This window comes from Nocardia sp. NPDC005366 (genome assembly GCF_040606855.1).
In the GTDB taxonomy this organism is placed as follows: domain Bacteria; phylum Actinomycetota; class Actinomycetes; order Mycobacteriales; family Mycobacteriaceae; genus Nocardia.
Genome location: NZ_JBEXFQ010000025.1, coordinates 29,550 through 53,685, shown reverse-complemented (window position 1 = coordinate 53,685; position 24,136 = coordinate 29,550). Strand labels below are relative to the sequence as shown.

Annotated in this window: 30 protein-coding genes; all 30 read right to left on the bottom strand. The window is 69.8% G+C overall.

Features of this window, described 5'->3' with window-relative positions; translation table 11 throughout:
- Nucleotides 1-231: 231 nt before the first annotated feature.
- Nucleotides 232-639: a DUF4326 domain-containing protein gene (locus ABZS43_RS25610; RefSeq protein ID WP_355038498.1), complete on the bottom strand. Its 408-nt coding sequence runs from the start codon at nt 637-639 to the stop codon at nt 232-234.
- A 102-nt stretch (nt 640-741) separates the two neighbouring features.
- Nucleotides 742-1,158, bottom strand: a complete 417-nt coding sequence (locus ABZS43_RS25605; protein WP_355038497.1) for a hypothetical protein — start codon at nt 1,156-1,158, stop codon at nt 742-744.
- 103 nt (nt 1,159-1,261) lie between these two features.
- The gene (locus tag ABZS43_RS25600; RefSeq protein WP_355038496.1) at nt 1,262-2,851 is read right to left on the bottom strand and encodes a hypothetical protein; all 1,590 of its coding nucleotides are present in this window, start codon (nt 2,849-2,851) and stop codon (nt 1,262-1,264) included.
- 400 nt (nt 2,852-3,251) lie between these two features.
- Nucleotides 3,252-3,629: a hypothetical protein gene (locus ABZS43_RS25595; RefSeq protein WP_355038495.1), complete on the bottom strand. Its 378-nt coding sequence runs from the start codon at nt 3,627-3,629 to the stop codon at nt 3,252-3,254.
- A gap of 27 nt (nt 3,630-3,656) precedes the next feature.
- A complete protein-coding gene (locus ABZS43_RS25590) occupies nt 3,657-4,049 on the bottom strand; it encodes a hypothetical protein (protein ID WP_355038494.1) in 393 nt (130 codons plus the stop codon).
- Between the two features lie 161 nt (nt 4,050-4,210).
- A complete protein-coding gene (locus ABZS43_RS25585) occupies nt 4,211-4,384 on the bottom strand; it encodes a hypothetical protein (RefSeq protein ID WP_355038493.1) in 174 nt (57 codons plus the stop codon).
- Nucleotides 4,385-4,649: 265 nt separating this feature from the next.
- Complete coding sequence (locus ABZS43_RS25580; protein WP_355038492.1) at nt 4,650-5,186, bottom strand: hypothetical protein; 537 nt, start codon at nt 5,184-5,186, stop codon at nt 4,650-4,652.
- Between the two features lie 89 nt (nt 5,187-5,275).
- Entirely contained in the window at nt 5,276-5,485 is a 210-nt protein-coding gene (locus ABZS43_RS25575) for a hypothetical protein (RefSeq protein WP_355038491.1), read from the bottom strand.
- A gap of 228 nt (nt 5,486-5,713) precedes the next feature.
- Nucleotides 5,714-6,244 carry a single-stranded DNA-binding protein gene (locus tag ABZS43_RS25570; RefSeq protein WP_355038490.1) on the bottom strand — a complete coding sequence of 177 codons (531 nt, stop codon included), beginning with the start codon at nt 6,242-6,244 and terminating at the stop codon, nt 5,714-5,716.
- A 126-nt stretch (nt 6,245-6,370) separates the two neighbouring features.
- Complete coding sequence (locus tag ABZS43_RS25565; protein ID WP_355038489.1) at nt 6,371-7,306, bottom strand: DNA-processing protein DprA; 936 nt, start codon at nt 7,304-7,306, stop codon at nt 6,371-6,373.
- 97 nt (nt 7,307-7,403) lie between these two features.
- Nucleotides 7,404-7,736, bottom strand: coding sequence for a hypothetical protein (locus tag ABZS43_RS25560; RefSeq protein WP_355038488.1), 333 nt, complete (start codon nt 7,734-7,736; stop codon nt 7,404-7,406).
- Nucleotides 7,737-7,849: 113 nt separating this feature from the next.
- The gene (locus ABZS43_RS25555; protein ID WP_355038487.1) at nt 7,850-8,290 is read right to left on the bottom strand and encodes a hypothetical protein; all 441 of its coding nucleotides are present in this window, start codon (nt 8,288-8,290) and stop codon (nt 7,850-7,852) included.
- Nucleotides 8,287-9,045, bottom strand: coding sequence for a hypothetical protein (locus tag ABZS43_RS25550; RefSeq protein ID WP_355038486.1), 759 nt, complete (start codon nt 9,043-9,045; stop codon nt 8,287-8,289). Before ABZS43_RS25550 ends, ABZS43_RS25555 begins: the two co-directional genes overlap by 4 nt.
- Nucleotides 9,046-9,074: 29 nt before the next feature.
- Nucleotides 9,075-9,962, bottom strand: a complete 888-nt coding sequence (locus ABZS43_RS25545; protein ID WP_355038485.1) for a bifunctional DNA primase/polymerase — start codon at nt 9,960-9,962, stop codon at nt 9,075-9,077.
- Nucleotides 9,959-10,291, bottom strand: a complete 333-nt coding sequence (locus tag ABZS43_RS25540) for a hypothetical protein (protein WP_355038484.1) — start codon at nt 10,289-10,291, stop codon at nt 9,959-9,961. The genes ABZS43_RS25545 and ABZS43_RS25540 overlap by 4 nt, the downstream gene beginning before the upstream one ends.
- Before the next feature lie 98 nt (nt 10,292-10,389).
- Complete coding sequence (locus ABZS43_RS25535) at nt 10,390-12,324, bottom strand: ParB N-terminal domain-containing protein (protein WP_355038483.1); 1,935 nt, start codon at nt 12,322-12,324, stop codon at nt 10,390-10,392.
- A gap of 112 nt (nt 12,325-12,436) precedes the next feature.
- Nucleotides 12,437-12,751: a hypothetical protein gene (locus ABZS43_RS25530; protein ID WP_355038482.1), complete on the bottom strand. Its 315-nt coding sequence runs from the start codon at nt 12,749-12,751 to the stop codon at nt 12,437-12,439.
- Between the two features lie 95 nt (nt 12,752-12,846).
- A complete protein-coding gene (locus ABZS43_RS25525) occupies nt 12,847-13,065 on the bottom strand; it encodes a hypothetical protein (RefSeq protein WP_355038481.1) in 219 nt (72 codons plus the stop codon).
- Between the two features lie 80 nt (nt 13,066-13,145).
- A complete protein-coding gene (locus ABZS43_RS25520; RefSeq protein WP_355038480.1) occupies nt 13,146-14,384 on the bottom strand; it encodes a hypothetical protein in 1,239 nt (412 codons plus the stop codon).
- A 122-nt stretch (nt 14,385-14,506) separates the two neighbouring features.
- Entirely contained in the window at nt 14,507-14,950 is a 444-nt protein-coding gene (locus tag ABZS43_RS25515; protein ID WP_355038479.1) for a hypothetical protein, read from the bottom strand.
- A gap of 39 nt (nt 14,951-14,989) precedes the next feature.
- The gene (locus ABZS43_RS25510; RefSeq protein ID WP_355038478.1) at nt 14,990-15,562 is read right to left on the bottom strand and encodes a hypothetical protein; all 573 of its coding nucleotides are present in this window, start codon (nt 15,560-15,562) and stop codon (nt 14,990-14,992) included.
- Between the two features lie 49 nt (nt 15,563-15,611).
- Nucleotides 15,612-16,442, bottom strand: a complete 831-nt coding sequence (locus ABZS43_RS25505) for a methyltransferase (RefSeq protein WP_355038477.1) — start codon at nt 16,440-16,442, stop codon at nt 15,612-15,614.
- Nucleotides 16,388-17,254, bottom strand: a complete 867-nt coding sequence (locus ABZS43_RS25500) for a hypothetical protein (protein WP_355038476.1) — start codon at nt 17,252-17,254, stop codon at nt 16,388-16,390. Before ABZS43_RS25500 ends, ABZS43_RS25505 begins: the two co-directional genes overlap by 55 nt.
- A 225-nt stretch (nt 17,255-17,479) precedes the next feature.
- Nucleotides 17,480-18,004, bottom strand: a complete 525-nt coding sequence (locus ABZS43_RS25495; protein ID WP_355038475.1) for a hypothetical protein — start codon at nt 18,002-18,004, stop codon at nt 17,480-17,482.
- Nucleotides 18,001-18,450 (bottom strand): DNA-processing protein DprA, encoded by a 450-nt coding sequence (locus tag ABZS43_RS25490; RefSeq protein WP_355038561.1) that lies wholly within the window; start codon nt 18,448-18,450, stop codon nt 18,001-18,003. Before ABZS43_RS25490 ends, ABZS43_RS25495 begins: the two co-directional genes overlap by 4 nt.
- A gap of 14 nt (nt 18,451-18,464) precedes the next feature.
- Nucleotides 18,465-18,995: a hypothetical protein gene (locus ABZS43_RS25485; RefSeq protein ID WP_355038474.1), complete on the bottom strand. Its 531-nt coding sequence runs from the start codon at nt 18,993-18,995 to the stop codon at nt 18,465-18,467.
- A 140-nt stretch (nt 18,996-19,135) separates the two neighbouring features.
- Nucleotides 19,136-20,653, bottom strand: coding sequence for an ATP-binding protein (locus ABZS43_RS25480; RefSeq protein WP_355038473.1), 1,518 nt, complete (start codon nt 20,651-20,653; stop codon nt 19,136-19,138).
- A gap of 216 nt (nt 20,654-20,869) precedes the next feature.
- Nucleotides 20,870-22,285 carry a DUF3560 domain-containing protein gene (locus ABZS43_RS25475; protein ID WP_355038472.1) on the bottom strand — a complete coding sequence of 472 codons (1,416 nt, stop codon included), beginning with the start codon at nt 22,283-22,285 and terminating at the stop codon, nt 20,870-20,872.
- 100 nt (nt 22,286-22,385) lie between these two features.
- Nucleotides 22,386-23,123, bottom strand: coding sequence for a hypothetical protein (locus tag ABZS43_RS25470; protein ID WP_355038471.1), 738 nt, complete (start codon nt 23,121-23,123; stop codon nt 22,386-22,388).
- Nucleotides 23,120-23,806, bottom strand: coding sequence for a hypothetical protein (locus tag ABZS43_RS25465; RefSeq protein WP_355038470.1), 687 nt, complete (start codon nt 23,804-23,806; stop codon nt 23,120-23,122). The genes ABZS43_RS25470 and ABZS43_RS25465 overlap by 4 nt, the downstream gene beginning before the upstream one ends.
- Nucleotides 23,807-24,136 lie beyond the last annotated feature (330 nt).

Genomic DNA, 24,136 nt, shown 5'->3' with positions numbered 1-24,136 from the left:
GAATCGTTATCTGAATCGGCTGAGGGAGGGGCCTGGATGCAAGAGGTGTGCTTGAGGAAAAAGGATGTGGATGAAGGGGGGAAGGGTGTGGATGAGTACATGAGTGTAGATGGTGGGTGAGGGTGTGGATGGATGGGAAAGCGGTATGCGGGTGATCTGTGAGTGCGAGGGGATTGGGGGCGGGTAGGAACTGGGGTGGTTGATCCGGTTCCTACCGTGAGGTCGGCTGCGTCAGCGTGTCCGGACCGCCGCGAGCGGGTCGAGGGCGGGATCGAGGCTCAGTTCGGTGAGGGTGTGGCCGTGGCAGGGTTTGGGTGCGCACCAGCAGCCCAGTACCCGGGAGGCGAGTTCGCCGCGACGGAGGCGGTCGAGGAGGTCGGGTCGGGTGGTGAGGTGGCGGGCGTGTGCGTGCAGGACGTCGGCGCGGTTGCCGTCGCGTCCGAGGACGTACGGGTTGCCCCAACTGCTGGTGCGGTCGATGGGCACGAACAGGTGGTGGCGGCGCGCCCAGTCGATCAGGTGTGCGTGTCCGCTGGCGTCGCGCATCGAGACCACGACCGGCCGCCCGGTGGCCAGGCTCTGGTGTAGGGCGGTGATGGTGAGGTGCGCGGGGTCGGTGGGCGGTGCGAGTTCGGTCATGGTGAGTGGTCCTCCCGGTCGGTGGCGGTCGGAGAGCAGGTGCTCGTGCGCGGCGCGGTCCGTGCACCCGACCGAAGGGAGCGGACGGTCGCCGCGGCGGCGTCATCCCGGTGGAGCGGGAACGCGTGTCCATCCGAGGGATTGGCAGGCGTAGTGGCGGTCGTCGAGTGCGACGAGGTCGCCGACCGACAGTGACCGCAGTCCTGTCACGCCTCGCATCCCATTCGCGTACCAGGTGTCGGTGTGGATCTTGTCGTCGTCGTGTTCGGGATGATCGTTGAAAGCCGCGAAAACACGTTCGAGCACGACCGCGTCGGTGTCGGCGGCCGGGTCGACGCGTAGCAGGTAGCTGTAGGCCAGTGTGACCGGCGCGTCGGGTCGGTATCCGGTCAGTAGTGCGGTCGGGTCGGTGTTGAGGTAGATCCGCACCCGGACCTCGCCCGGGTGGAGCGCGGGCGAGGACACGGCGTCGCGCAGGGCGCGTAGTGCGCGACGGGCGCGGTGGGGGAGTCGATGCACGAGAGGTGCTCCTGTCGGATCGAGGGATGGTGGACCGGTCCGCCGCAGGGTCGACACCACGGCGGACCGGTGAACACGGGAGGAGAAGTCGAGCAGGGGGCGGTCAGGCCACCGCGCTGTGGCGGGTGGTGGTGGGGCCGAGGCCGAGGTCGATGCGGCAGTCGGTGCAGTAGTTGTCGGCGTGCACGACACCGTTACGGGCGCAGGCGTCGCAGCGCCCGATGCGCTGCCCGGCTCCGAGCGCGGACCCGCCGCGGCGCGGCCGACGCGTCGCGGCGGTGCGGGGTGCGCGTTCGGGCTGTTCGAGGTTGCTGGCTATCCATCGGGTGATCAGCCGCCAGGTCGGCCCGGTGTTCGCCGCGGCGGCACGCACCCGATCCAGCAATGCCCGTACCTGGGCGGGATGGGCGGCGGCGATATATGCGCAGCGGGATTCGACGAAGCTGCGCATCCCGAACCCGGCAGACAGTGCGGGGATGGTGGGGTGGCCGTCGGCGCGGCAGACATCGCAGAGCCCGTCGTCGGAGACCACGTTCCCGTGGCGGGTGTGGAAGGGGCGGCGGTCGGCGGCGGGCCGGTCGATCCAGCAGCCCACGCACGGCCATCCGAGATACGGGGTCATCGCGGCCAGGTCGTAGTCCAGCCCGGAGCCCTGCCAGGTGGACTCACGGACATCGAGTTCGCTGTAGGGCAGATACTCGTCACGGTCGCTGGGGACCGCGAGCCCGGTGCGCCGGACCGCGAACCGCGACTGGTCGGCCGTGGTGATCCGCGGAGGGAACTGCGGGCGGCTGCGACGAGCACGCGGGTCGCGCGCCCGTCCCGAGGGTTCGGGTGCGCTGCCGTGCTCGGCCAGGAAATCGCGGGCAGCGTCCTCGAGCCCGGCGTGGCGATGCTCGGTGGCGACGTGGCGTTCGGGCAGCTCGGGGGCGAGCAGGTGCCGGTCGGCTTCGGTGTAGCAGTGCGCGACGTGCAGGAAGTAGGACCGATCCCACAACTCGGCCTGTACGTGCGCCCACACCTGCCCGGCCTTCTTTCGCGGCTCGAACACCGGCGGCGTGCGATCCCGGTCGAGGGCGGTGTCGATCGCGTAGAGCCGCCGCGCCGCGTAGGCCGCGTACTCGCGGTCGCGGCGCTGGGCCACGGCCAGATCCCGAGTCTGATGGCGCAGGTTCACCCGACCGAGGGCCGGTGCGGGGATTCGGGCGCGGCGGGCCGCGACCCTCTCCGGCTGGTAGCGGGCGGCGTCGGTAGCCGCCGACGGCGTGGCGGTGTCACGCTCGCGGGAGCGGCGCTCCCGGATGGAGCGACGCACCCATTCGGCCGCTTCGATCGACACCTCGGACTGGGCGGGCATTTCGGGCCGGTACAGGCCCGGGTCACCCTCGGCAGTGTGATCGACGATCAGCGACCGCAACTCCGGTCGGGACTTGGCCATCCACCCGAGTTGCCGCGCCGCGGTCTTCCACGGGGAGCGGGTCAACATCTCCGCGGCGCGGTCGAGGAAGACCCGCTCGGCCGGGGACGCGAGGGCGAGCACGTCGATGAAGCGTTCGCGCGCGGCGTCGGGATCGGTGTCGAGGAGGTATTCGATCTCGCCGAGCGCGGCGGCGAACGGGGTGAGGGTTTCGGCGATGTCGGTGACGGTCTCGGTGAGGGTGTCGGTAACGGGTGCGTTCAACGTTGCGGTCATCACTGGGTCCTGTTCTGTCGTGGAAACAGCTCGGCCCCGTGCCGGACGCACACACGACGTGTACGTAACCCCGGCACGGGGCTGGGCGGCTGGTCGTCTGACCCGCCTGAGTGCGATCGACCAGGGTGGGGGTCCGACACGGCGGAGGGAACGCGCCGAAAGGACGGCGGCGAATTCGCTGCGCATGACTCACCCGGCCGCCGGATGCGAGTGGGGCGGCGCGCTGGGCGAATTCGGTGTCGGCCGGGCGCGGGCCCGCAGCCGTGGCGGACTCACGCGCTGGTAGCACTCAGAGAAGGCGGGGCAGACGGCCAGACGGTCAGCCCTCACCCACCGCAACCCTGTGATCGCTGACGCGACCGACACACGGGCGGTCGACTTCTGACCGGGTGCGGGGTGGTCAGAACGGTGCGCAGCGTGTGTCGAGTGCGGTGATCAGCGCGTGGCGTTGAGCGAGGATCTGGTCGAGGATGTGACGGACGGCTTCGGCCCGGGTGGCGTCGGGATCGGGGTGGGTGAAGGTCTGCGCGACGTCCACACTCGCGCTGGCCAGCCGCAACTGTTCGCTCACCTCCACGGTCAGCAGCAGGTGTGCGTCATCGACGCGCCACAGCACGATCTCGCCGAGATCATCACGCAGCCGCCCACCCAGGGCGTAGATCGCGGCGTGCAGCACCTCTTCGACGTCCTCGACCGTCCGGCTCGAAGACAGCTCGAGGCACAGAACCCCGCGCGAGAGCAGGCGCTCGAGATCAGCATCGGTGAGGGCATCGGACACGGCGACTTCACTCCTTCGGGGGCGGTGTCAGGTGTGTCGGTCGTCGGGGCGGTCCAGGCCCATCCACGCCTGTTGCCAGGCGGCAGTGAAACTGGTGACGTTCTCGGCGACGCTGACGGATTCGTCGTGGGATCGGGTGGCGTCGTAGATGGCGACGGTCCAGCCATCGATCTCGCCGCGCCGGGCGGCCAGTCCGGCGTCGATGCTGGTGATCAGGACGTAGAGGGTGCCGGACGGGTCGATGACCGGCCCGGCCTCGGCCTCGATGCCCACGAACGCGAACATCGGGATCCCGCCGGTGTCCACGACGCGGGGATTGCCGCCGATCCCGGTCAGGAACTCGACCTCGGGAACGTGGGCGGCCAGCAGCGGAGCCGCGATGTGTTCGGGTGCGGGAGAATTGGGGGAGTCGATGGGCATCTCGCTCACCTGTCTGTCGCCGGGATGGGCGCGCTGTCCGCGCCGGAGGGCTCGCCTCGGTTGTGCGTGTGTGCCTTGAACCGGAGGTGGTTCCTGCGAGGGGCGCGCGGTGTGGCCGGGGCGGCCTCGTGCGACGGGGTGTCGGTTGTGCCGGGGAACGGTCAGGGCCGGGCGGCGGATTGGAGGGGGTCCACCGATTCGATGAACCGCAGCGGCACCAGCACCGGGGCGAGCCCCAAGTCGGTGTGGATGCGGACGGCGGTGTGGCGGTGACCGACCGCCAGCACACGGCCGCGGTGGCGGTGCCCGTCGCGGGTGGTGATCGTTCGCGGCACGGGTGCGGCGCAGCCGGTGCAATTCGACTCTGATCAGCGCAGGCCGCCCGTATCCCGCGCCCTCGGTTGCAGGTTTGGCCGGTTCGGTGTCGCCGTCGGTGATGACGGCCAGGCGCACGGCGATGACTCCGCGCAGGCGGCGGATCCCGTCGGACGGGCTGGCCTGCTCGGCGAGGGCGTCGAGTCGGTCGAGCAGGTGGCGCAGGAACCGGATCTGGATCGTGGCCGTCTCCCGCGGGTCATCAGCGCTCACTGCATACCCCGTTCAGGCGACCAGCCGGTCGCGTAAACCGATCCTGGTCCCCTCTCCCAGGACGGTGGCGTCGACTGGGCGGCGGGCCGGTCGGCGGCGGGCGCGGGCAGCGATTGCGGCGTCGGTGGTGCGCCTGGCGTCGGTGGCCGGGCTCGGTTCGGCGTGCAGGCGCAGGTCGTAGTAGTCCTCGCGGACCGGGCGGCGTACCCAATCGGCCACCTCGACCTCGACCGGGACCTCGATCACCTCGACACCGATGGCGGGGTGCGGCGGAGGGTCGAGCGGATCGATGCCCTCGGTGCCGAGGCGGGCCGCGCCCAGAGCGAGGACTCGGGCCAGGGCGGCGGTCGGTGAGTGGGCGTGGCCGCGGTGGGTCAGTCCCAGCCAGGCCCAGTCCTGCGGTGCCAGCTCGCCCAGCGCCGCGGCCATCACCGCGCGTGCTCGCACGGGCGCGTGCTCGGCGAGTGCGAGCAACCCCGTCGCCGCCGCTGCCGAAGCGGTGAGTGCGAGAGGATCGGTGGGAGGCGGCTGGCTCGTCATCAGGGTCATTGGAAGTCTCCTGGTCGGGGTGCGGTGGCGGCGGCTGATCCGCCGCTCAGGGGTGAGCCCCTCCGCCGCGAGTTGGCGGGCTCGGGGGTTCAGGGCTGTTCTTCGCGCATCTGCGACTCGCGGCAGATCCGTTCCCAGGTACGCAGGAGGCGATCACCGGGGCGCATGGCCGCGACCGCTTCCTCGCGGTCGCCGCATTCGCGCCAGAGCTGCCCGTCGGGGCCGATCACGCTGTAGCGGCGCGGCTCCCAGTCGCCCTGGACGCGGGCGTAGGTCGAGTTCGTCTCGGAATCGTTCACGCGGTACTCGGCCTTTCGCCGCTGGATCGGCCCCCGCGGTCCGGGCGCTCCGGACCGGGAAGGTCCGCGATGGTGCGGTCAGCCGCCGCCGGTGGATCGGCGCGCGGACCGCGATGACACGGCGTGGGGCAGATGGCGGCACCCGAGCGAACCGTCGGGTGCCGCCATGCCCTGCGCCCCCGCTGTTGGCGAGACCGGGCCGAACGTGCGACCGCGGGTAGGGGGTTTCTAGAACGGGGGCTTCTCGCCGCCGCCGAATCCGTTTCCGAACCCGCCGCCGAATCCGCTGCCGGTGGCCGCCCAGGGGTCGTCGTCACCGGCACGGCTGCCGGTGGCCGCCCCGACGAGGTCGCGGGAGCGGTCGCTGCTACCGTTGTTCGTGTTGGCGCGGCTGGCTTTCTGCTTGTTGACCTTGGCGGTGGCGTAACGCAGTGACGGGCCGACCTCGTCGACCTCGAGTTCCACGACGGTGCGTTTCTCGCCTTCGCGGGTCTCGTAGGAGCGCTGCTTCAAACGTCCACTGACCAGAACACGGGCTCCGCGGGTCAGCGATTCGGCGACGTTCTCGGCGGCCTCGCGCCAGATGCTGCACCGCAGGAACAGCGCCTCGCTGTCCTTCCACTCGTTGGTGGTGCGGTCAAAGAAACGCGGTGTGGACGCGACGGTGAAATTCGCCACCGCGACACCTGCGGGGGTAAATCTGAGTTCTGGATCGGAAGTCAGGTTCCCGATCACTGTGAGGACGGTATCTCCGGCCATACTGGGTTCTCCTCGAAAAGTCGATGATCAACAGGGACAGACGAATTCGCGTGGCCCGCGGACCACGCCCACGCCACCCCGCCCTTGCGAACGCGCCTGCGGGGCGGTGGCGGCAGTGGCGCGTGGCTAGTCGGTGAGCGGGTGGCGGGGTTCGGGTTCGGCGGTCTCGCCGAGCGCGGTGAGGACCTCGGTGAGCGAGTGCACGGGGCGAGCATGGCCTTCGCCGATCAGGAGGTCGCAGCCCCGCGCGGCGGCACCGAAGTCGGCGGGCACGGCCAATACGGGCCGGTGCAACCGTCGCGCCCACCGCGCGGTCGACAGGGTGCCCGAACGCACTCCGGCCTCGGGGATCATCACCTGCCGAGACATCGCCGCGACCAGGCGATTACGCGCGAGCAGGCGCGAAGGTTCCACGCCGTCGCGAGGCGGGTACTCGGCGATGACCGCGCCGGTCTGCGCGACAGCGTCGAACACCTCGAGGTGCGCGGTGGGATAGGGGCGGTCGATCCCGGCCGCGGACACCAGCGTCGTCGCCACACCACGGTCCAGGGCCGCCCGGTGCGCGATCACGTCGACCCCGTAAGCACCACCGCTGACGATGTGCACCCCGCGTTCGACGAGCTCGCCCGCGATCTGACCGGTGATGGCGGCACCGCGCGGGGACACCGCCCGGGCACCGACGATACCGACGCGGGTCAGTACCGAGACCGCCTCGACGGTGCCGCGCACCCAGACCGCGACCGGTGCGTCGAGAGAGCGGCTGTCGCGGGAGTCGAGATCGTCGAATCCCAGACCGGTCCAGGCGGGATCGTCGGGGGTGAGCAGCCACGCCCCGGCCCGGTCGGCGCGGTCGAGGTCGCGGTCGGCGAGTTCGGCGATCGAGGCCCGCGATCCGGGTTCGGCCGCGAGCGCCCCGATCCGGTCGGCGGCGTCCTCGATATCGGGTGCGACGGCACGGGTGGCCACGACCACGCGAGCAGCGGTGGTCGGGGTGAGGGCGGCGCGGGCCAGGACCGCCCACGCCCGTAGTCGCGTATCGGAGACCGGGGCGACCGTGTGCATGGCAGTACTCCTCGAAAGTCGTGGGGACGGACGGATATGCGCGGGGCCGCGGGTGACGCGTGAGCTGCCCGTGCACCGGGTCGGCGTGTGGCGGGGCCTATTCGGGTGGGAGGGTGAGACCGGTGAGCGTGTGCAGGGCTTCGCGCCAGTCCGCGAAGCGGGCGTGCAGGTGCTCGTCGGGGATCCGGTGCCCGCCATCGCCTGCGCTGTAGCCCCACCCGCTGGCATCGTGGGTGACCGCGGCCAGGCACACCTCGTCGTTCCAGACTCGGATCTCGGTCGCGTCGATGGCACTGCCGGGGTGGGCGGTGAGGTCGTTGTCGCCGCGGCAGAACTGGAGACGCAGGCCCGCATCGGATACGGAGACGGCGTGGACGGATGACGGTGAGACCGGTTGGGCGGTCGGGGGATTCGGGGTGGAATGGAGCATGAGGGTTCTCCGGACTCGGCGGTCGAGGGGCAGCGGCGAATGAGACGACTGCCACGGGTGAGCGGTCACCGGCACGACTCGCCCGCTGCGTCGCATTCCGCGACGCCCGGTTCTCAGGAGGGGCCGGTGTGGCGGAGTTCGACGTAGGCGGCGTCCGGGTGCACGGTGATGACCAACCACGAGGCGGCGGTGTCGGTGTCATCGCGCAGGAGGTCGATGAACGGTGTCGCGTCCTCGCCGAGGGGCTCGGTGAGCGGTAAATTTTCGACGAAGTCGTCGCCCAGTGGCGGTCCGTGGTGCCAGTGGGTGCCGTATCCGTGGCTGTGGGCGTAGACGACATGCATCTTGCTGTCGGGGTGATCGGTAGTGGTGCGGGGTTGGCCGGGCAGCCCGCTGCTGAGCAGATAGATCCCGTCGTCTTTGACCCAGAGCAGCGACGGCAACCCGGTACTGAATTCGTCGTCGGGATCGCGTCGGTGCTCGGGGGCGGCCATGGCGTGCTCGGCGAGTTCGAGCACGTCGGCACGCGGGAACCACAGGTGGGCCGAGGTCATCGCGGTGAGGTGTCCTTCCCGGTGGGGTCGGTGGCCGGTGGTGCGGCGGATTGCTGTGCCAGGGCGCGCCAGAGGTTTGCGCGGCTGCGGGTGGCCGGGGTGAGTGGTGCGAGCAGTTGTGGGTCGAGGCCGCGGTAGTAGTTGCTGCCTTCGATTTCGTGGCGGTGGGACAGTTCGACCCGCACCCGGTCGGTGTCGGTGTCGGGGGTGCGGCGGTAGCGGAGTTGGTGGGCGGTGGTCTCGCCGTGGGTGTCGGTGATCGCGGCGGTCAACACCGTGTCCCAGCTGTTCGTGGCTCCGGCTGCGATCGTGTCGGCGGCCGGGGTGTGCTTGTGGTGGCGTAGCTGGTGTCCCTCGGGCAGGTGTTCGCGCAGATACGCCAGTACGAACGCGTCGATATCGGTGTCGGCGGGGATGGTGAGCGCGATCGTGCGTGGTCCGGTGAGTCGGTAGCGGGTGGGGAGTCGGTCTTCGGGGTCGAGGCCGTCGAGCCAGTGGGTGTGGTCGCGGCCCATCACGTATTCACCGCCGGGTGGGTCGTCGAAGGTGTCGATCAACTCCGCACGGGCGGCGGGGCTGAGTGGTTCGGTGAGGGTGGTGTCGCGGAACTCGCGCCACTGGTCCCATTCCCAGCCGCGCCCGGCGTCGATCACCACCGGCCGGTAGTTCACCGCGACGCCGTCCAGGAACACCGACACCTCGGTTTCCGAGGACTGGTCACCGACCACCACGACCTCCACATTCGGATCCGGCACAAGGGTCTCCTTCCAGTGCGGGCGGCGGGTTATCGCTGTAGGTAGCGGGGGCGGGAGCGGGAGTAGCGCAGGCCGTTGGCGATGGTGCGGTCGGCTTCGCCGCTGGTGAACCCCTCGACCCCGACGTGCACGGCCGCGGCGTCGGACAGGACGGTGTGGGCCTGGTGCTCGCTGATCTCGTCGGCGGCCACCAGCCGTCCGAGGACGAGTGCGGACCGGAACAGGGTGTGGTTACGCAGATGGACCCGGGCTGTGGTGACGAGGTGGGCTTCCCCGGCCAGGATCGCCGCGAGGTAGGCGTCGGGATGGGTCGCGGTAGCGGGCAATCGTGACGCGGGCGGCGGTGGCGGCGGGGTGAGCAGGGCGACGAACTCGGTCGGGAGGTCGGCGACGGGATGATCGGCGACGACCGCGTAGTCGCCGCGGCGGGTGCGGGATCCTGGGGCGATGATGTAGCCGCCGTGGCTGCGGGTGTCGATCCCGTCGGCGAGACGCCCGATCGTGCACGGCAACCGTGGCGTGTCGGGAGCCTGGTAGTAGAGGTGCCAGCCGTGTGGGGTCGCCACCGTCCAGGTTACCGGCGGCGGCGCGGTCGATCGGGTGGTGAGCCGGGTGAGGGCGTCGGTGAATCCGGTGGCGGGTGGGTTCATGTGGCGGGGGTCGAGGTCGATCACGCACAACCCGGCTGGGCCTGTCGCGATCGCCACGTTCCGGGCTGGGTCTTGGTCCCACCACTGGTGGATGCGGGCCGGGCCGGTGCTGGCGTGGTCGGGCCAGCGTTTGAACACCGGTGGCTTCTTCGCGCCGGGCCGGACCGGGAACACCGGCCACCCGCGCGCGGCCAGGTTCAGAGCCACCGCCCGCAGGTCCGGGACCACCGGTTGTGGCTCGAGTGCCCGTGCCGTGGTGGTGCTCACCAGCGTGAACCGTTGTGGCGGGCGGTGCGGGTGATCCACACCGCGGTGGCGTGGAGTTCGCGCACGAGGGCACGGACCTGGTCGAGGGTGGAGGGCAGGTCGGGGTCGGCGGGCAGCCGGGGGTAGTCGAGGTGGTCGGCGCGCAGCACCGGACGCCACGACAAGCTCATCTGGTCGAACACGCGCACGGTCGCGCGGAAACCACCGTCGCCCTCGACGGTGACGGTGATGTCGGCGGGCTGACGGTCGACCAGGCACAGGCTGCGAGCCCGATAACCGGTATCGGCGCGGGCCAAGGTATCGATGGTGGGTTCGTCGGGGGTGTGCACAACTGACTCCTCGGGGAATAGCCGCGAAACGGGGGAGCGGTCCCGGTGCGCCCGAAAGGGGTTCGGGCGCACCGGGGATCGGGGCAGGGGCGGTGCGGTCAGGCCGCTTCGGGCAGGTCCTGGGCATCGAGATCGACCACGTTGCCGGTGTCGGTGGTTTCGCCGGTGAGGTTGTCGATGTCGATGTCGACGGGTTTGATCTCGCCGAGGGCGGCGAGTTCGACGTGCACGAGGGGGTAGCCGAGTTCGCGCAGGAATTCCAGGTAGCGGCGTACCGCGAGTTCGGTGTAGCGCCACAGGTCCTTGTCGGCGCGGTGCTCGTAGCCACCGAGCACCAACGCGAGGGCGATGACCTGGGCGCGGGCGGGTTTGAGGGTGTCGAGGGTGGCGAGCATGTCCAGGCGCGAGTGGTAGCCCTCGATGCCCAGCAGTTTCACCGCGGAGCCGAAGGCGTTGTACTCGCTGATCAGTCCCGGGTCGGCCAGCATCGACCGGGTCAGGAACAACGCCGCCTGCGTGGGCGGGGTCTTGCGCGCCAGCAGCCGGGTCACCCACTCGATCCGGGTCGCCTTGGCGACGAGTCCGAGCTTGTTGAGTTCCCGCACGCGCCGCCGCTCGGCCCGCTCGATCTCGGCCGCTTGGGCCGCCGCTTGGGCGGCGGCGTCGGCGGCGGCGCGCCGATCCGCGGCGGCCTGCTCGGGATCGACCTGGCCGAAACGGCTACCACCCGCGCCGGGCTCCGGGTCCTGCTCGGCGTCCGCGCCATCACCGAGACCGGTGACGGTCTGGTCGTCGGTGTCGGGTTCGGTGGCGGTGTCGACGCGTTCGCGCAGCCCGACGGTGTCGAGGTGTTCGCGGGCCAGGAAGTATTCGGGATGTATCTGGTCGCGCTGTTCGACCTCGCGGGCGGGGCGCAGCCCCTCGGCGGGTTCGGCCTCGGGCTCCTCGCTGGTGTTCCAGTCCACGGTGTCGGGGTCGACGAGATGGCCGGTGGCTGTCTCGACCCACACTTGATCCTGGTCGAGGTCGAGCCACACCAGCCACGGTCCGGGATTGGCGGCGATGGTGGCGAATTCGATCGCGTTGCCGTCGGCGTCGACGATCTCGCCCGCGCACACCAACTCGTTGTCGCTGTCGTAGAGGTCGGGGTAGTCGGTGAGGATCCCGAGCCCGGCCTGGGCATAGGGCAGGGCGTGGGCGAGGTAGGCGCGTTGTTCGACGCGGTCGGCGGCGATCCGGTTGGCCTCGAACTGGAACACGCTGCTGCGCACGTTGAGCAGGCGACGGACCGCGTCGGTGTCGCCGAGGTTCTCGTATTCGGCGATGACTGCGGCGTGGGCCAGGTCGTACTGGCCGTCTCCGTCGATGAGCCCGCGCGCGGTCGCGGAGGCTCCGATCTTGCCGACGAGTTTGGTGTCTTCGCGTCGGGTCTGCAACGCTTTGGCGACCCGGGTGACCGAGGCGCCGAGTTCGAGGGCCAGGGTGACCCCGGCGGCGCGGTCACCGTTGGTGAGCGCGATACGGCGGTCGTTGACGGTGATCTGTTCGAAGATCCGCGCGATCTCGGCCTCGTTCGCGTCCACCGCCGGGTCGTAGTCACGGATGTAGACCGGGACCTCGGCGATGTCGTACGCGAGGGCGGTCAGGGTGCGGACCTGACCGTCGCGCACCACGAGGCGACCGTCGGGCATGCGGATCACCAGGATCGGGTTCAGCACGCCGTGCTCGCGGATGGAGTCGGTGACCTCGGGATGGTCTTCGAGTCGGAAGGATTTGCGCACGTTCTCATCGATCTCGAGATCGACGGGATTCACCGTCGGGCCCGTGCACAACTCGTCGAGTCCACCGTGGTCGGCGTCGGGATCGGGCTCGCCGGGGTCGGAGCCGTCGTGGTCGATGTCGGGACCGGCGGCGACCGGATCGGGCTCCGGATCGTGATCGGGTGCGGGGTCGAGGGTGGGGGTCTGCTCCTCGAAGTGGATGTCGACGTCGACGTCGGGTTCGGTGGTGGGTGTGTCGGTGTCGGTGGGCATCGAGAGGGGCTCCTATCGTGGAAGAGGCAGGGACCGGCCAGCTTTGGACTGGCCGGTCCCTGCCTCGAGGGAGGGGACTTCGATGGGACGGATACGCGGGAGTAGCGGGCGGCTACCGGCCCGCGTTCTTTCGGAGTTGCGGTGGTTCGCCGTCGAGGACGATGTCGAGGTCGGCGCGGGCGATGGCGATCTCGCTGTCGATGCCACCGTGTTTGATGTGCACGTCGCGGTAGCAGGCACGGCACACGACCCCGGAGATCGAATTGCTGCTGCCCTTGCCGCTGGCGAAACAGCACGACGTCAAAACCATCGTGTGCTCGGCGCCGAACCTGATGACCACGCAGCCTTCGTCGTCGAGACCGAGGATGTCGTCGAGGGCGTCGAACCCGGCGGGTAGTCGCAGTTTCTGTTTCGTCTTCTTCGTCATGGGATCGGGTTGTCCTTCCTCGGGAGGGGAGGGGTCTGCCGGAGGCAGTAGGCGGGGCGCGTCCGGCCGGATGGGGAAATGGGTGTGGTTGGCCGCTACTTCTTGGTGCGGGTGGCGACGTTGATCGGGCACAGGTACCTCGCCCCGTGCGGGGCTTCGGGGTCGCTGTAGCTCCAGTGCTTGGTCTTCCAGTCCGGGAACTCCGCACGCCAGCGGGCCACGGTGTCGGCATCCAGCGCGGTCGCCGCACCGGCGGCACCGAAATGGACGGCGGTGTCGAATTCGGCACGGGTCAGGGTGGTGGTCTCGGCCATGGGCACAACCTCTTTCGGGAAAAGGGGGGACAGGGCAGGGAACAGGGGGGATCGAGCAGCAGGGAGATCCCCGGGTGCGGTCAGACGAGGGTCATCGCGGTCAGCGCGAGGTCGTCGAGGTCGTCGGCGCGGTCGGGGTCGGGGATGGTTTGGGAGTAGCTGGTGACCGCGTTGGCGATCCCGGCCGCGGTGAGTTGGCCTCCGGCGATGAAGTGCGACAAGATGCCCGCGCGTTCGTCCTCGGTGAAACCGAGCCGCTTGGACATGACCTCGAGGGTGCGTTCGGGCTGGGTGACCGGGGTCCCGGCGTGCCGCTCCAACTCCGCGACCCGGGCGGCCAGGAACTCCGGTGACATCCACTCCGAGACCTTGTCTCGGGTCTCGGCGGTGATCACCTGGAGGCGTTTACGCTGGGTGTCCTGTGACCAGGCGCGGGTGCCGCCGATCTCGAGGCGGTCCCCGACGTGGCGTTTGGTGAACGCGAACAACGGCAGGGTGAGCCCGTTACCGCAGACCTGGATCACCAGTTCCGGTTTCAACGTGACCGCGTGGTGGCCGATCTCGCTGTTGGAGAACCGCAACCCCGCGAACACCACCGGCTCCGCACCGGGCCGGTAACCGCGACCCTCGCGGGCAGCCAGACGGCGGCCGGTGTCGATCTGCCCAGCGACCCGGCGGCGTTCGGCCTCGAGTTCGGGGTTGGCGAACGGGGTCCGATAGTTCTCCAGGAACGTGGGCGCCAGGGCGCGGATCTTGGGCGAGACGACCTTGCAGTGCATGGAGGATTCGGTCAGGTCGCACGAGCGCACCGTGACCTCGGTGTCGGCCAGGCGGATACCGTCGAGGACCGCGGTGAGCACGTCGAGGTTGTCGATGATCCCGTACCGGTCCGAGAGCACCGCCCGCAACATCCCCGGCTCGTCGGGCTTGCCGGAGGTGAACAGGCGCAGCAGGAACGAGCGCTCGTCCGGCCCGCCGGGCAGGCGGGGATCGGTGGGGCCGTGGAGCAGACCGTTGACGTTGGCGTCGTAGAGGTCGGTGCGTTGGATCTCGCGCAAGGATTTCAGGTATCCGGCGGGGATCTTCAGCTTCGATCCCAGGTGTGAGTCCGCGGCACCGGTGGGGCGATACAGGCCGTCGACGGGGGTGACACCACGCTCGTCGAGGACCGGCTGCACACCGGCCAGCTCGATCAGCCCGTCGCTGGCTCGCAGTGTGGAGGCGGGGGCCAGGACGTCGAGTTTGGCGGCCTGTTGGTTGTTGAGCAGGGCGACGAGGTCGCCCAGTTCGGCGTGACGCACAGTCGAAGCGATCGACATGAGAGTGTGTTCCCTTCTCGGACAGTCGGATACGACGCGCGACACCTGCCGAGGTGGCCGGTGTCGCGTGTGTGGGATGGGGGAGTGCGGGGGACGGGTCGGTTCGGGACTCGTGGGCGTGCTCAGGCGGCCGGGTCGAGCTCGTCCTCGTCGGCCGCGCCGGTGTGGGCGAGGTTGTCGATGTGTTGGATGAGTGCTTCGACGGCGTCGAGCTGGTCGGTGGTGAGCGTGGGGATCGCCACGACCGCGGTGGTGCGGAAGCCATCCCCGTCGACTCCGGTGAAGTCCCGGCGTCCGGCTTCGGCGTCGGTGGCGGTGTCGAAGGCATGGAGGTAGTGCTCGGTGCTCGTGCCGCCCTGCTGGATGTAGGCGAACGACATCTGCGCCGCCGTGGTGGTGCCGTCGAGCCAGCGGGTCAGTCGACGGATCGGGTGGAGGATGTGATGGGCGCGGGCCTGCGGCTCGCATTCCTCGTAGTCGCGTTCTTCGCCGATCTCGGCATAGGCCAGCACGGCTCGCAGGTCGGACAGCACCGCGGGCGTGAGAGCGAGGTCGGTGTCGGTCATGATCGGATCTCCTCGGGGCTGCGGTGCGGTGGGCGGTGGTCAGTTCTGTTGGCGCAGGGTCTGTACGAGTGCCCAGGAGGCGTCGGCTTCGGCGCGGGCGGCGGCTAGTTGTCGGTAGCCGCGCTGTTGGACCACATCGATTTCGGCGAGGGCGTTGGCCGCGTCCTGGCGGCGCGCGTCGGCGCTGTGGTGGCGGTGTCGTGCGGCGCGTTCGTCGGTGAGGAATTCGGCGGTGATCTCGATGACGGTGTCGGTCACCAGTTCCCGCAGATCCGAATCGACTGTGCCGAGTGGGTGGCCGAGGTCCAGGTGCAGGCGTCCGGGCTCGCCCAGACACATTGCTGCCGCGGCTCCGCGTCCGGGTTCGCCGGGGATGAACCGTGCCCGCACCCGCGGGTTGCCCAACGGGTCGCCGTGGGCGTGCAGGCCGAGGAACCGCACGATCACCATCGACCGGCGTTCGAAGGTCCCGTCGACCAGGACTAGGTGTTCGTCCATGTCGGTGAACACGGTCCCGGTCAGGGGTGCGTCGTCGGTGGAGAACAGGGTGTAGGAGGCCCCGTAGTCGGTGGTGTTGGTGTTGGTGGAGAGGCTGAAACCGGGTGTGGGCATGACGAATCCAGACTCCTGTCCGAATAGCGAATAGATGAGGCGGGTGGGTTCAGCTGGCGCGGGCGGGCCGATCCCACGGTGTCGCGAGCGCGCCCGAAGTGTTGGTTCTGGTGCGGCGGCGACGGGCGAGGGCGGTGTCGGCGAAGTCGGTGAGCACGATCTCGGTGCGGGGCACCGGTTGATGCCAGTGGGTGTCGTGGAAGGCGGTATCGACACTGCACCCCGGCTCAAGAGCGATGCCGGTGCCGGAGGAGAAACGTTTGTACTCGGCGTCGCCTCGGCCTTCTAGCATCTGCTGGCGTCCGGAGTAGTGGAAAGGCGCTGAGGACTGCGGCACGAGGAACACACCGTGACGGGCCAGATGTGAGGCCAAAGCGATGACGTGATATTCGAACTTGGGGCCGCGGTAGCCGGGTGCGTTGCCGGTGCGGGGGTGGTTGCCGAAGGGCGGGTTGGCGATCGCGGTATCGAAAGGTCGCCACCGCTGGCGCCCGATGTCGAACACATCGGCGCAGACCCAGGTAGCTTCTGGGACCAGCTTCATTCCGACGGCCACGAACTCGGGATTGGTTTCGACGCAGACGATTTCGCGTGCGGGTAGTCCGCGGGCCTGCTCGTGCGGGTTGCGGCAGGCGAAGGCGAGCGCGCCGATCCCGGCACACAGGTCGATGACTCGGTTGCCGATCACGTCCAGGGACATACAGTCCGCGAGATCGGTGGGGGTGAAGAACGCGCCCCCGGGATGATGATCCTGGTTGGCCGATTCCTGGAAGTGGGTGAGAACGAAACGCTTCTCCTCCTCGTCCAAATCGCGGCGCACACCGGTCAGCGCGAGGGCTTCGCGATGCGCGGCAGCCTCGGCACGAGTAAGTCTGCCCATGAGTATCGACCTCCGAACACAGGAAAGACGCCACACCCTCGGGCAGAGGGTTCGGCGAAAAGGGGGATGGATAGAGACACGGACCCGGTGCTCACCTCGGCCAGGCGGTGACGCGCCTGTGCGGCTCGCAGATGTCGGCGGCGGGGGTGTTTCAGGACCGGGGGCTGTGTGACGCGGATTGTGTGGAGTGTTCTGGTGCGCGCAGGATCTGGAACTGGCGCAGCGCCCACCCCGGGGCGGCACACAGCAAGGGAGTGTCGGGTCACGGTTCCCGTGTCGGTGATCCGGGCGCGTTGCCAGCGGGTCGGGGAGCGCACCACGACCTGTTGGACGGCACCGATACCGTGGCCGTAGGTGTAGGGGCGGTCCAAGCGGATGACCGCGCCGACCGCTGCCTTGACGCGGAGGCGGGCGTCGACGACCGCGCGGTGGTGGCTTATCGCTTCATCAGGCCACTGCCGGGCGTGGGGATGCTCGGTGGGTGTGAGCGCTTCCAGGACCCGACGGGTGACCCCTTGGTGCTCGACGGGTCCTTCGGTCTCGTGCAGGTGTTTGACGACGATCTCCGATACGCCGTGGCGGTGTTGGCGTAGGTAGAGCAGCACGTGCGCCGACACCGTCACCGGTGTGGTGGTGGTGTCGGCGATCGCGGCGTAGAGGGCATAGGACCAGCCACCGCGACGGCCGCTACCCAGTGCGGCACGGCAGTGCGCCACGACACGGTCACCCTCACGCAGGTTTTCGCGCAGCTCGTTGAGGACGAAGCGGTGGGTATCGGCCGATGCCGGTACCTGGAACCCGATCGAACCCATACCGGTCTCCTCGAAAGCGGGCACCGCGCAGGCGCGCGGCGCGGGTGGTCAGTGGTTGTTCTCGGCGACGGGTGGCCCGTGCTGGTCGCCGTGGCGGCAGCCGGTGGCCGCGGGATCGTCGCTGCCGGAGGCGTCGAGGATCGCTTGCCTTCGGCGGACCCGGTCGGGGCCGAGGTTGTGGGCGATGAGGATCCCGGGCGCGGCCGGTTGCGGCTCGCCCGCTGGTCAGGGATTCGAGCAGCTGAGGACTTCCCGGAGATCGGCGGGAGTCACGACGGTGATGCCCTTGACCAGGCGGAGGTCGTCGGTGGTCTCGGGTGCGGCGATAACGATATAGCGGAACTCCGCGCCCGCCGCCGCCGCGACAACGGTCTCGAGTGCCTGCGGCGGGATGGCTGGGCGCAGGCTGCCGTCGAGACCGATTCGGGCGAGGAACACGATGTGGTCGAGCAGTCCGCTCCAGGGTGGGTCGGCGGCGAGTTGGTGGACGGTGACCGCGACCGCGAGATCATGCTGCTCACGGTGTCCGGAGCCGCCGATGCGGTAGAGGCGATACGGGTCGTTCGGATAGTCGGCGTCGCTGTTGATCAGCCCGGCGCGGACGCGATCGCGGGGCTCGCGTGTGATCGGTTGCGCGGGTACGGATTCGGCGATCGGGTCCGCGACAGCGGTGGGACTGGCGGCGATGAGGGCCAGTTCGGTGCCGCCGTCGCGGGTGAGAGTGACGGTCCAGGCGAAGGTGTCGATCACGAGTTCTCCTCTCGGGCGAATGGTTCGGTGGGCAGGTCACCGGCGAGCAGGTGGATGTCGCGGGGCGAGGCGAGCGGGGTGACATCGCGGTCGGCGATGAGGAAGTGGGGGTCGCGGTCGGTCGGGGAGGTGATCGGACCTGGTACCGCGTAGGCGTAGCGGCCCAGCCGCTGCGCCCACATGACCGCCGCCGCGTTGGCGCAGTTCGGGTCGGCTTCGACCAGGACGATGGCGCGCGACAACGCGGCCAGCAACCGGTGCGCCGCCCCGACCCGCCGGGGCCGCGTCGGGGTGCCGGGCGGGTATTCGCTGACCACCACACCAGCAGGGTGCGGTGCGCGCAGGTGGTGGTCGTGGTGGCGGTAGGCCAGATCGGTCCCGCAGGACAGGACCGTCGACGTCGCCGCCCCAACCTGGCGGGCGGCGGTGAGCGCTAGGGCGTCGATACCGGCGCGGGGTGCTATTTGCCGAAGGCGGTGAGGGGGCGGCCCGAGCGCCAGTTGACCCAGGCGTCGGCGATGTTGGGACGCGACCCGCCCGCGGCGACGAGTACGGCGTAGGCGTGGGCGAAGTCGACGGCGTCACCGGACCCGGTCCCGGCCGCGTCACACCAGCCGCGCACATACCCCAGCGCTTCGGCGCACAGCCACCACGCCGTCCTGTCCCGCAACGCCGCATCCCATTCCACGACACCGGGCACGCGTTCGACCACGGACGGGGCGGGGTAGAGGTCGGTGGTGAGGTCACCGCTGATCCGCCAGGCGACCCACGCCTGTGCCAGGCCGGGCACGACAACGGTGTCGTCGGTGAGGGATTGGGTGACCCGCTCGGCGTAGGCGGCGGCGAACGCTGTCGCGGTGTCGGCCTCGGGGGTGCGGGTGTGTTGGATGTGGAATGCGCCCCAGACGAAGCCCTCGGCGCGGGCACGCGCGTTCTCGATCCGGGTACGGGTATCGGTGGCGGCCGGGTCGGTGGAGGCGGGTGTGGACATGAGGCGGGTCTCCTTCGAACGAACAGCAAACGCTGCCCGGTGCGGACAGCGTGGGTGAGAGCTGGTGAATTTCGCCGCCCCCGCACCGTGAGTGCGGGCGCGCTGGCTCTGCGTGGCAGTGGGCCGGAACTCGGAAAGGGCTACGGCCTGCCGAATCCGTGCAGGTGCAGGGCTTCGACGATGTCGTGCGTGCTGGGCTCCTGCGCGCCGCGCAGGTCGGCGATGGTCACCGCGACCGCCAGGACCCGGTCGCCGCCGCGGCGGGTGATCCGGCCCTCGCGCAGAGCCGCTTCGAGCGGCGAGGCTTGGGTCGGTGACAACGGAAACCGCTGGCGCAGTAGCGGTGCGGGAACACGGGCGTTGAGGGTGTGGCCGTGCTCGCGCCACCGCCGAGAGGCTGCGGTGCGGGCGGCAATCACGCGGTGTCGGACCTCGGCGCTGGTCTCGCGGGAGTCGTCACCGAAACCGCCACGCTCGTCCGGGTTTTCGCGGACCGTGATATCGACCTGTTCGGCCAGGACCGACCGCAGCCGCTCCCGGTGGCCGCGCTCGGCTGCCGGTGGACAGGCGCACGCGCGCTGATGGGTTGCGGGGCACAGGCATTCGGCCGAGGTGAGTACCGTGAGGGTGTCACACGGCAGTCGCAGCCGGTTGTCGCGGTTGGCGACGACAACTTCACCCTCCTTTAGCGGTGCCCGTAACGCCTCGAGTGTGCGCTCGTGCAGGGCGGGGTAGGCCGCGAGGTGTAGTACGCCGTGGTGGGCGCGCGCGAGCGCGCCGGGACGCGCGGAGGTGGCGCTGCCCAGTAGTGCGCGGGCACTCGCGGAGTGGTGGACCTCGACGTAGGGGCGGGATGCGTTCGGCGGGAAGGGGCCTGCGGGCAGGGTGGCGGCCAGTGAGGCGATCGCGCGGACCTGGAGCGATTCGTTCTCGGTCAGGCGTGGCAGGAGTCCGGGCAGGCGGCGGGCGAGCGCGCCGAGCCCGGCCGCGGGTGGTCCGATCAGGCGTAGGTGATGGCCCCCGGCCGCGGCCACTTCGAGGGCCCATCGCGCTCGGTAGTGGCCACGCACCTCGCTGAGGTCTACCCCGGTGAATTCCGGTGGTGCCGGAACGGCGGCGGGGCCGGTCAGGGCGTGGTCGTCGTCGCCGCTGAGCCAGGCCAGCACTGCACTCAGGTGATCGGCTCCCGCGACGGTGATCCCCGGAGCGAGGGCGGCCTCGGCCAGGTTGGCACGCGGCACGATCACGAGGGTGCGTCCGTGGTCTCGGGCGGCCAGGACCGCGGCCAGGATCCCGCGCACGGGCTGTAATCGGCCGTCGGGAGCGAGTTGGCCGAGCAGGACGACCCCGGCCAGGCGCGGGGCGGGAAAGGTGGCCGGATCGGCGGCGGCCAGGACCGCCACCGCGAGGGCGAGGTCGTGGATACCCTCGATGCCCGAGCCGATCGGTGCGGAGAGGGTGAGGGTGAGCCGGGCCTGCGGCCACTGCCCGCCGCCACCGGCGACCGCGGCGCGGACCCGGTCCAGGCACGCGTCCGACTGGTCCCCGAACGGGGTGCTCACCGTGATCGCGGGCAGTCCCGGCGTGATCTCGGCCGCGACCTCGCACAGCTGCCCGGTCAGCCCGCGCACGATCACCGACCAGGTCACCGCGCCCATCACCGCCGTCCCCAGAAGAAGCGGTCGACGGACCGGGGCGGGCGAGAGGGCGAGACCACGGCGTGGCGGACAGCATTCGAGGGCATGACGGTTCTCCCATCTGGTGCGGGCTCGGGGATGTTGTGTTGTGTGACAGCGGATTCGGTGGGGCGGCGGTGCGAATCTTGCGGTGGCTCGGCTGTTGGCCCGGTGTCGCCCGCAAGGGGTGTCGGCGGGTCAGGCGGCGGGGAGGTAGGTGCGGGCCTCGACCAGGGCACGGACTTGGTTGTGGACTTCCTCGGGCCAGCGCACCGGCCCGGTGATCGCGAACTCGGTCACCGGGAGTTGCACCGGGTCGCCGTGCACGGGTGTGTCCGGGCGGCGGCGCGCGCGCAAGCGCAGTACTCCCGGTTCGGTGATGGGTTCGGGTGGGGTGGCGTACCAGTACGGCGGGTGCGGCCACACCGCGTCGTAGTCGATGCCGTCGATGTGCCAGGACCAGTGCTCGGCCTGGAGACCTTGGCGGTAGTCCAGTTTGGTCTTGCCGCTCTTGCGTTTCGGGCGCGCCGGGAGACCGGTCGCGTCGAGGTCGGCGAAGAGGTCGGGGAACCGTTCGCGGGCCTGGGCCTCGGTCATGACGGCGGTCACCTCGTGGAAACGCACCGGTTCATCGGTGGTGATCCACCGATGCCCGGTCATCTTCGCCGCGATGGTGTGCAGCAGCAGCGGGGACAGGGAAAAGTTCGCCACCGACACCGATTTCGGGTTCACGCGTGTGATCTGACGCCACGTGGCCCCGTGCGCGCGCACGAAATCCCCGACCGTGAAATCCTCGCGCCCCCAGCCCGGAGTCAGTCCTTCATCGATCTGGGATCGGCGGATCTGTTTCCAGTAGGCGATATCGCGCTCGCGCTGGGCCATGCGGGCCAGCACCCGCTCCCGGTATTCACCGGTCGCCGGACCTGTGGTCTGGGTCTGATACACCTCGCCACGCCCGTCGAGGAACCGGCGGGTGTGCCCGTCCAGGACGCGCTGGTCCCCGCGCTGCTCGGCTTCCAGGGTGTCGATGCGGTTGGCGACCGTGCGTGGGGAATACCGCAGTTCGGTGGTGTGAGCGGCGGACTCGGCACGATTATGTGCGCGCGCGGCGTCGCGCCCGGCTTCGACCGAGCGCCCGAAGCTCTTCCACGCCTTGTCGATCGCGTTGCGGTGACGGCGTTCGGAATGGTGCCCGATCTTGATTGGTTCTCCGAACGGAGGTAGCGCGTCGTGGGCTCGCTGGTGCGCCGCTTCCGCCGCGTCGGCTTTCGCGTCTTTGCGCGATGCCTTGTCCTGTAACGCCTCGACACGGTCGGCTTGGCGTGCGGCGCGGTCGGTCTCGGCGTCGGCGGTGGCGCGCGCGGTGCGGTCGATGTCGACCTCGACGGTGTATCCGGCCTCGCGTAGCTTTTTCGCGGCGTAGTCGATGTGGTACTGCTTCGGTTGGTGATCCCGGGAGGACACCACGATCCAGCACTGGAGGCTCCTGGCCCACCGCCAATGCCCGATCGCCTCGCGCACCTGCATCATGACCTCGTAGGTGCCGTCGTTGCGGTCGGTGCCTTCCAACAGGGTGCCCTCTTCGGCGGTGTGGGAGATCGTGAGTGCCGACACGACACCACCTCCTTCCAGGAGATGTCGACATGCGCATACAAGCATGTATGTGAGTGGGTAGAGTGATCTGCTCCGGGCGGGATGGGTGGCTCGTGTGCAATCAGTCGGTACCGGGGGCGGGGTCGGGCAGCCGGTAGTCGTGAGGGCCGAGGCGGGTGAGTTCGTCGTAGGCGAAGTCGTCGACGGGGTCACCGATCCACCGCGTCAGGGTCCCGGGCAGCGGCGCGTCGCCGTGCAGCCACGCGTCGAAGATCTCGCCGAGGTCGAACAACCTGTCGGTGGCGCGGTCGAGAACACAGAGCCGGGCCGCGTCACCGCGACACACCCGCATCACCGCCAGCCTCGACGCGATCTCGATATCCCCGAACAGCCGACCGATGTCATCGCCGGGAACCGCCGCCAGCGGTCCGCGGCCGAGGTAGCCGGTGAACATGGCGGGATGGAAGAACGCCCGCAGCCGGGTGGTGAGTTCGTGTCGGCGTGCGGTGATCACCGCGAACACCACCTCGCTGAAGGTGTCACCGACGCTCGACTTGCGCAGCGCCGCCTGCACGCGGGCCAGTTCGGCACGCGTGAGACTCCCGCCGACCAGAGACAGCAGATCCGCGACCGACACCACCACCGCATCCGGTGCCGCGCTGACCGCCCCGGGGGTTTTCGCCGTCGGCGGGTCGGTCGGGTCGGGGTCCGCGTCGCAGCCGCCGACCTCGAGGTAGGCGCCGGAGAGCCGGTCGTGTTCGGGGATCTCCACCAGCGTCAGCCCGCCCTCGGCGATACCGACGTGGTGGGACGAATCGAGGCCGCCGGCCCAGGTGTGTAGTTCCTGGACAGTGATCATGAGCATCCTGCCTTTACTGTTGTCGGAGAGGAACTTTCGTGCCCGTCCTCGTTCCGGGGACGGCCGGTGAGCAGGCGCAAGACGCTGTTGGCGGCCTCGATGATGTGTTCGAGGTGGAATCGCGCCGCCTCGGCGGTGCAGATCCCGGCGTCGGGGTACAGCAACTCGGTGAACCCGGTGGTCAACCCCAGCCGGTCCTGGTTGCCGTGCTGGTTGCGCAGCACGAGGGTGAACCCGGGCAGCCCGGCGGTGTCGTCGTGATCGACGCACAGCTCCAGGCGCGGATCCTCGGTGAGGACATCGGCCTCGCGCGCCGCGTCGAACAACGCCACCAGATCACTCGCGGGCGCAGTGTCGTGGCGGCCCGGCACCAAGCCCTCGACCCGGTCCGCGTGCACCGCCAGCCAGCCCGCGAACGCGGGCTCGTCGATCGCGAACGGGACCGGATCGTGGTGGGCGATGACGAAAGCGGTCGCCGGTTTACCGATGACCGGACCGGCGGCAGGGTATTCGTCGTTGACGGGGTCCTCGGCGGTGAGCAGTTCGTGGGCGCGGGCCAGCAGTGCCTTCTGGTGTTCGCCGAGGATGTCGTGGGGGTCGCCGGTACAGGCCCACAGCTCCGCGGCCGTGCAGAGCAGGGTTTGGGCCTCTTCTGTAGTGAACTCATGCCTTATCGGGGACACAGTCGTCCTTTCTGCGTGGAGGTAACGGGCAGCCCACGTCAGCCCTGAGAGCCCGGGACGCATCCAGAGCTGGAAGCGGGGGAGAGGTCGGCGCACCGCTGAGCACGCACGCGCCACGGTGATCGGCGCGCTGTGCCCCGGATGCCGCGCGCGGTATGGAGCGCGAAACTGTCAGTCGGCGCGGGGAAGCGGGAACAAGCGCTCAGGCGGCGACCCGAGAGTCCGCGCCATGCAGGGCGGTGTGTTGTGATGCGCATCGATACTTGGCCAGAGGCGCTGTTGATGTGCCTGGTGGGGACGACGCGAACAGCGATGAGTGGCCAGACCGCG